6 protein-coding genes and 2 pseudogenes are annotated in these 4,996 nt (G+C 68.7%); 5 read left to right on the top strand and 3 right to left on the bottom strand.

The features are described 5' to 3' along the window. Window positions 1–124: 124 nt before the first annotated feature. Together ACFV7R_RS46715 and ACFV7R_RS46710 are read left to right on the top strand one after the other, a co-directional pair. Window positions 125–271 carry a hypothetical protein gene (locus tag ACFV7R_RS46715; RefSeq protein WP_385276823.1) on the top strand — a complete coding sequence of 49 codons (147 nt, stop codon included), beginning with the start codon at window positions 125–127 and terminating at the stop codon, window positions 269–271. 311 nt (window positions 272–582) lie between these two features. Further along, window positions 583–1,147, top strand: a pseudogene (locus ACFV7R_RS46710) (DUF2637 domain-containing protein); the annotation flags it as partial. Between the two features lie 273 nt (window positions 1,148–1,420). Here the strand turns inward: ACFV7R_RS46710 and ACFV7R_RS46705 are convergent. Further along, on the bottom strand, window positions 1,421–2,053 hold the full coding sequence (locus ACFV7R_RS46705) for a transposase (protein WP_385276820.1): 633 nt from the start codon (window positions 2,051–2,053) through the stop codon (window positions 1,421–1,423). Between the two features lie 35 nt (window positions 2,054–2,088). On the opposite strand from ACFV7R_RS46705, the gene ACFV7R_RS46700 reads away from it, so the two are divergent. Beyond that, window positions 2,089–2,526, top strand: a complete 438-nt coding sequence (locus ACFV7R_RS46700) for a winged helix-turn-helix transcriptional regulator (protein WP_385276817.1) — start codon at window positions 2,089–2,091, stop codon at window positions 2,524–2,526. On the opposite strand, the pseudogene ACFV7R_RS46695 reads toward ACFV7R_RS46700, so the two are convergent. Further along, window positions 2,514–2,777: pseudogene (locus ACFV7R_RS46695) on the bottom strand (transposase family protein); the annotation flags it as partial. The gene ACFV7R_RS46700 and the pseudogene ACFV7R_RS46695 sit on opposite strands and share 13 nt — an antisense overlap. A gap of 437 nt (window positions 2,778–3,214) precedes the next feature. On the opposite strand from ACFV7R_RS46695, the gene ACFV7R_RS46690 reads away from it, so the two are divergent. Further along, entirely contained in the window at window positions 3,215–3,721 is a 507-nt protein-coding gene (locus ACFV7R_RS46690) for a hypothetical protein (RefSeq protein WP_385276814.1), read from the top strand. 60 nt (window positions 3,722–3,781) lie between these two features. Here ACFV7R_RS46690 and ACFV7R_RS46685 read toward each other — a convergent pair whose 3' ends face one another. Further along, the gene (locus ACFV7R_RS46685; protein ID WP_385276811.1) at window positions 3,782–3,907 is read right to left on the bottom strand and encodes a hypothetical protein; all 126 of its coding nucleotides are present in this window, start codon (window positions 3,905–3,907) and stop codon (window positions 3,782–3,784) included. A 278-nt stretch (window positions 3,908–4,185) separates the two neighbouring features. On the opposite strand from ACFV7R_RS46685, the gene ACFV7R_RS46680 reads away from it, so the two are divergent. After that, window positions 4,186–4,905 (top strand): hypothetical protein, encoded by a 720-nt coding sequence (locus ACFV7R_RS46680; RefSeq protein ID WP_385276808.1) that lies wholly within the window; start codon window positions 4,186–4,188, stop codon window positions 4,903–4,905. Window positions 4,906–4,996: the final 91 nt, after the last annotated feature.

Raw genomic sequence — 4,996 nt, 5'->3', positions numbered from 1 at the left:
GCCCATTCCGTCAGATTCACGCTCTGACAACGACACTCACTCATACATGGTTACGCTCACTGACCCGACTTCGAAGACCAGCAGGTGGAGACCCCTGCCCTGGGCCCAGCCTAACCAACAGGAAATGACCACCCGCATCATCGACATCGCACACACCGTCGCCACCCACCGCACACAGGGAGGACCCCATCACGACCTCAGCGCCGCCCGCCAGGCCGTCGCCACCGGACTCGACGTCGACGACACGGCCGAGCTGCTCTACCGGGACTGACTCCGCATCGAACACGCAGCCCGAAACCGGCAAGGAGTGCACACCGCCATCACCCGCGTGCAACAGGTCAACCGGGCGTTGGACTGCTCACTGCAGACGGAGACCGAGCAGCTCATCCGAGACCTCCTCACACCCCACACCCACCCACGGCCCAGGACCCATGAGCCGCACACCGGCCCCCACATGCACGCGGGCCAGGCATTGGCCCAGGAGACCCGACACGCAATCACACGCAGGCAGCAGGAGCCGCAGCACGAGGAAGGAACGGAGGGAGGAGGGTACGGGTGGCCGCGCCACTGAAGCCGACACGGATGCACCGCGTTCTCATCGGCTTGGTTGTCTTCGGTGCCGTCATCATCGCGGGCATCGGCTTCGCGGGTTCGTACACCGCGGTACGCGAACTCGCCCTCACAAAGGGCTTCGGCACCTGCAGTTACCTCTTCCCGATCGGCATCGACGCGGGCATCTGCGTGGCTCTCGCCCTCGACCTCCTGCTCACCTGGCTCCGCATCCCCTTCCCCCTGCTGCGCCCCACGGCCTGGCTGCTCACCGCGGCGACCATCGCCTTCAACGCCGCGACGGCCTGGCCGGACCCGCTGGGCGTGGGCATGCACGCGGTCATCCAATCCTCTTCGTCGTGACGGTGGAGGCCGCCCGCCATGCCATCGGCCGCACAGCCCACATCACAGCCGACACACACATCGAACGCGTCCGTGCCACCCGCCGGCTGCTCTCCCCCTCCCCACCCTCCTGCTCTGGCGCCGCATGAAACTCTGGGAAATCCGCTCCTACCACCAAGCCATCACCCTGGAACAACAACGCCTCGCCTACCAGGCCCAACTGCGCACCCGCTACGGCCGCACCTGGCGACGACGGCTTCGAGGTCGGCGATCCGCCGCTTCGCACGGGACACCGGTGCTGCCCGGGGTGGCTTCGTCATCTCAAGCGGCGACAACAATTGGAGCGCAATGCGTTTTGGAGAAGTCAAGTTCGGGAGTGGTTCGGGCGGGCTTCCGCGATGTGCGTCACTTCGTCGTGGGAACGGAATACCCTGACGACGCTGTGGCCCAGCGGAGTTCGGATTGGTGATGTGACGTGTCGCCCGATGCCCAGCTCGACCTTTCCGGTGCGGTGGATCGACGGATGGCGTTAGCGCGGGAGTGGGACGGCCTCGTCGAGCAGGTCCGCGCGTTGGACGGGTTTGCCGACTTTCTCCGGCCGCCACGCCTGGAAGCGCTGCTGCCGGCGGCGGCCCACGGCCCGATCGCCATCGTCAGTCTCAGCCGTTGGCGCTGCGACGCGTTGGTCGTCGACACCGGCGGCGTGCAGGTGGTGGAACTCCCCCGTCTGACCGTCGAGACAGTCCACCAGGTGCCGTTTGCGGCCTCCCACCCTCTTCCCGCCGTCCCAGCCGGACGTGGAGCGCGGGACATTTGCTGCCGCCCGCACCGACTGCGAGTCCACGATCGCGGCCGTAGGGTCCACCTCGCGGCCCTCCTTCTGGCGCACCCTGTCGCGCAGCCGGTCGTGCAGCTCGGCAAGCAGGCTCGTGGCCTGCCAGCGGCGGGCGAATGCGTGCACCCGCCGGTACGGCGGGAAGTCCGCAGGCAGGTTTGCCCGCTTGACGCCGTTGCCGACCACATAGCGCACCGCGTCCAGCATCACGCGATGGCAGAAGCCCTCCGGTCGACCGCCCCGCCCCTGAAGCCACGCGGGCAGCGGCAGCAATGGCCGGATGACCTGCCACTCCGCCTCCGTCAGGTCGGAGCCGTAACACCGCACGCGCTCCGGCCCGTCCGCCGCGTTGCCGAACCTGTGTGCGAGACAGTCACACTCCGGTGACGACGCGTTGGACTCCACGGACGCAAGCCCGAAAGACTGCGATACAGGGCCTCCTGGTGCTGCTCGGTTGGGATCGCAACCCGAGCTACCAGGAGGCCCCGCCGAACCTGCTCAGTGACAGGCTCAAGCTTCTTGTCGAGGCTGGGGTGTTGCGCACGCGGACGTACCAGGAGCCGGGTAGTCGGCATCGGCAGAGCTACCACCTCACTCCCGCCGGGCAGGAGCTGCGACTCGTGCTGGCGGCTCTCCAGCAGTGGGGTGACTGCCACCGCCCTCGCCCGTCGGGGCCCTCCGCTCTGCGGCGATCGCGTTCCACCGGTCAGGCCATGCGGGTGGGGTTCCTCGACGACGACGGCCGCGAGCTGCCCGCCGAAGACCTGACGTTCGTGATGAATGCGGGGCCGGAGGCCTGATGGCGGAAGGTGTGACGGCAGCCGCGCGTCGGACACACCAGACGCCGCACCCGCACACGAACCACCACCACCCGCCGCCCATCGATCGGCACATCCGCCACGGTCCGCAGGTGATAGCCATGCACCCGTCCTGACACCGCCCCACAGACCGGACACGGCGCCGTGTCCCGCGGCGTCCGCGCCCGCACGACGATCCGCTCTCCCTCGTCGATCACATCCTCGATGACCAGCGGAGCCAGCCCCGGAAACACCGTCTGTACAAGCTCGTTGACATCCTCCACACGGACGTCAACGACCCCTCACGACTCAGCGTCACCACCGAATGCGAGACAGGGCCGTTGATTAGACACCCCCCGTGATGCCGTGGTGGATCTTGTACTCGATACCCCACTGCCCGGTGGCACGACTTGTGCCGGAGGGAACCGCGGCCCTGGGCGGGCTCGTGTCCTGGTACGGGCGGAAGGGAAACCGGGCGAGGTTCGCGGGGGGAATCATGCAGATCATCGAGGTGACCGGGTATGCCGTCCGATCTGCTGTGATCACCATGAGGCGGACAGGGAAGCCCCTTGAATTCGTGATCTTCCCGATGCTGCATGTGGCTTCGCCGACGTTCTACTCCCAGGTCCGCATCAGGCTCAGGGAATGCGACCTCATAGTCCTCGAGGGAATCCGAGGGAAGTCGGTCGGAGTGAGTGCCCTCACGCTTGCTTACCGGTTCACCCCACGGCGTCGGCGCAACGGCCTGCAGGAGCAGCGCGATGAGCTGCTGCTTCCCGAGTCCGTGCCGGTCATCAACCCGGATGTGACCGCGGCGGAGGCGATCGCGGACCTGAAGACACTGCCGCGGTGGACGTACCTGCTGCTCATGGTCGCGGCTCCCGTGCTGGGCCTGGTGTTCGCGCTGCGCGGTCCGCGGGCTTTCCTCGATGAGGACCTGGTGGTCGAGGATCTGCCGTCGACGCTGCGGGCGGAGATGCTGGCCGACGATCCTGTGGAGCATGCGATGACCGGTCGGCGAGACCAGCGGTTGCTCGACGCGCTCGGCGAGATCCACGCGGAGCGCGGCGACGAGCCGATCCGGGTGGCCATCGTCTACGGAGCCCGTCATGTCCCGGCGATCGTGTCGGGGCTGTGGGATCGTTATGGGTACCGGGCACGTGAAGCGGAATGGCTTACCGTCCTTGTCCCGGTGTAGACCGCCGGGCGAAACCGGCTCTGCGCGGCCCGGCAGACGGCGGCGTTACGGCTGGTTTGATCACGTGATGCCGAGGGCGGTCAGCCGCCGGGTGGTGTCGCGGGAGTGTCTGCGCAGTCCGGCGGCGATGTTGTCGCAGCCGGTCAGGCGGAGGGCTCCGATGGCCAGATTGCGCAGGGATGCCATGGCGCGTGGAGCGGTGCCGGTGCGTACGCGGGTGGGGGTGCCCCCGGGCGAAGCCTGGAGGAGCGTCCTCGGCGTACGTGATGTCCCTGACGTGGTGGATCTTGTTCTCGATGCCCCAGTGGTCGCGGACGCGGCGGGCGATCTCGGTTGCGTCGGCCTGCTCCGCCGTCAAGTCGGTCACCTCGTAGACGCGTGCCAGGGTGACCTTGCCGGTGGTGACGACCCGTCGGCGGCGCACGGTCTGGACGGCCTGCACCGCGTGTGGGAACGCGAGCCCGGTGACGGCTGCGGCCTTGATCCGGCGGATCTCGTCGCGGGAGGTGGCCAAGCTCCTCGGCTACACCCGTACCTCCACCATCGACGCCTACTTCCGCGATCGGCCCGGATACTTCCCCGAGCCCGACGAGGACGTCGACGGCCCGATGTGGCGCCGCGGCACGATCGTCGCCTGGGCAGCCAGCCGCCTCGGCAAGGGCCGGCGCAGCTCCGCCCCGGCTGCCGCGCTGCCCTCGGTGTCGGCCGACGGGGACCCCGACGAGTTGCTCGGTACGGCCGAAGTCGCGAGCCTGCTCGGCTACGGCAGCGTCGCTTCCTTCTCCAGCGCCCTCTACCAGGGGCGCATCCCCGAGCTGCCGGAGCCGGAGATCCTGGAGAGGGAAGAGGGCAGCCGCGGCGGGGCCCGCAAGAAGTGGCGCCGGGCCACCGTCGTCGCCGCCGCACGCCAGCGCGGTGTGCTGCCGCCGGCCGACCACGCCAGCAGCGCTGGAGACGCTCCCGCCTCGAGGAGCTGGCCGCCCCCCGCTCCTCGAAGCACTGACCACAGCGCACCGAACCCCGTAAGACCGCGGCCTCTGGTTGAAGGGACCGACGAACTCCCGGCGGACCAGACGCCGCACGATGGCCGGCATGGCGCGGCCAGTCACCCCTCCCCCGCGAAGCCACACGGCATCGCGGAACCGGCCATCGCCGAACTTCTCATGGGGGCGCCCTCCGCCTAGTGCTGTGACCGGGAAGGTTCGCCGGGGTCGGGAGCGGACAAGCGGTTTGATGGGCTGGGCAGCCTGTGCACTGGGCGTGGGAGGATCGCGC

This window comes from Streptomyces sp. NPDC059866, assembly GCF_042731325.1.
GTDB lineage: Bacteria > Actinomycetota > Actinomycetes > Streptomycetales > Streptomycetaceae > Streptomyces > Streptomyces flavusporus.
The sequence above is the reverse complement of the archived record's forward strand: the minus strand, read 5'-3'. Positions and strand labels throughout refer to the sequence as shown.